Source organism: Micromonospora sp. NPDC051296, from assembly GCF_040682255.1.
GTDB classification, from domain to species: Bacteria; Actinomycetota; Actinomycetes; order Mycobacteriales; family Micromonosporaceae; genus Micromonospora; species Micromonospora craterilacus.
In genome coordinates this window covers 1-1593 of record NZ_JBFBAO010000646.1, presented here as the reverse complement: position 1 = coordinate 1593, position 1593 = coordinate 1, and the positions used below count along the sequence as shown (strand labels likewise).

Sequence of the window (1593 nt, the reverse complement as noted above, 5' to 3'; positions counted from 1 at the left end):
CCACAGCCTGCTGTAATGGCATTGTGCACATCAACCCTTACGGCGCGGACCCGGTACGGCTGGCCGTCGACCTGGCCAACGACCCGCCCCGGTCGGTGGCGGACCTGGCCCGCCGGTGCCAGGCCGCCGGGGTGGTGATGGACATGCCGGTACGAGACGACGACCTCCTGGTCACCCGCCGGCTGATCGAGGAGTGGTCGGAGGTCGTCGACGCCACCTCGGCGCAGGAGCGGGCGGGGCTGCTCAACCGGATGCTGGCCAGTGCGTCGACGTACCCTCGGCTCACCGATCACGCGGGCGGACACTGGCACCTGCACTACCGCGACGACGGCGTGTCGTTGTCGGCGGTGCTCCGCGCGCTGGTCAGCGTCGGCACCGCGCTGCACCTGACCAACCGGGGAATGGACCGGCTGGGCCGGTGCGCCCTGGACGGCTGCCGGACGATCTACGCCGACCTGTCCCGCAACGGCCGGCAGCGCTACTGCTCGCCCCCGTGCGCCAACCGCGATGCGGTACGCCGGCACCGCGCCCGCAGCAGCCCGAAGCGTTGAGCCAGTCACGCTGGACCGTCCGCTGGAAGCGGTGGTCCGACCCGCTGAGCGCCACGCCGGCCGGGCCTTCCCGGCGAGCCCGCTCAGCCCAGCAGCTCGCCGAGCGCATCGGCGAAGACCTCGTGGTGCCGGGCGACGTCCTCGACGGTGGTCTGCGGGCACATCAGCGCCATGTTGTGGAACGGCGTCATCAGGATGCCCCGGTTGATCAGGTAGACGTGCAGGTAGTCCTCCAGGCCGGCGTCGGCGCAGCGGGCTGACTCGGTGCCGGTGCGGGGAGCCGGAGCGGCGAAGCGGTACTCCACCCGCGCACCGAGCTGGCTCACCGACCACGGCAGCGCGTACTCCTCGAAGATCTTGCGGACTCCGTCGGCGAAGACGGTCGCCACGTCGATCATGCCGGCGAACGCGTCGTCGGTGAGCACCTCCTGCAGGGTGGCCCGGGTGGCCGCGATCGACACCGGGTTGCCGGCGAGGGTGCCCCCCACCCCGCCCATGTCGACCAGGTCGAGGTCCGTTCGACCGGTCAACGCGGCGGCAAGCTCGGCGGACAGCCCGTACGCGCCGACCGGGATCCCACCGCCGATGGCCTTGCCGATGGTGACCACGTCCGGCGTCAGGCCCCACGCGGCTGTCGCGCCGCCCGGCCCGGCGGAGAACGTGTGTGTCTCGTCGTTGATGAGGTAGGTGCCGTGCTGCCGGGTGAGCGTGCGGACCCCGTCGAGGTAACCGGGTTCGGGCAGCACGATGCCGATGTTGGTCAGCGCCGGCTCCATCAGCACCGCGGCGACATCGCCGTGGGCGAGTTCGCGGGCCAGCCCGTCGAGATCGTTGAACTCGGCGACCCGGCTGGTCACGGTCACGTCGCACGGGGCGCCGACGTTGCCCTCGCGGCTGTGCGGGCGCCCGTCCGGCCCGACCACGATCAGGGATTCGTCCACCGAGCCGTGGTAGCAGTAGCTGTTGACCAGGATGCGCGGACGGCCGGTGACGGCGCGCAGCAGCCGGATCGCCCACCGGTTGGCGTCGGTGGCGGTCAGCG

Annotated in this window: 2 protein-coding genes; one reads left to right on the top strand and one right to left on the bottom strand. The window is 71.9% G+C overall.

Annotated features, from left to right (window positions below; genetic code table 11):
• The coding region (locus AB0M52_RS33810) for a CGNR zinc finger domain-containing protein (protein ID WP_363961946.1) at positions 1-551 on the top strand (551 nt) is incomplete at its 5' end.
• Positions 552-634: 83 nt separating this feature from the next.
• Here the strand turns inward: AB0M52_RS33810 and AB0M52_RS33805 are convergent.
• On the bottom strand, positions 635-1593 hold a 959-nt coding region (locus tag AB0M52_RS33805; protein ID WP_363961944.1), incomplete at its 5' end, for an aminotransferase class III-fold pyridoxal phosphate-dependent enzyme.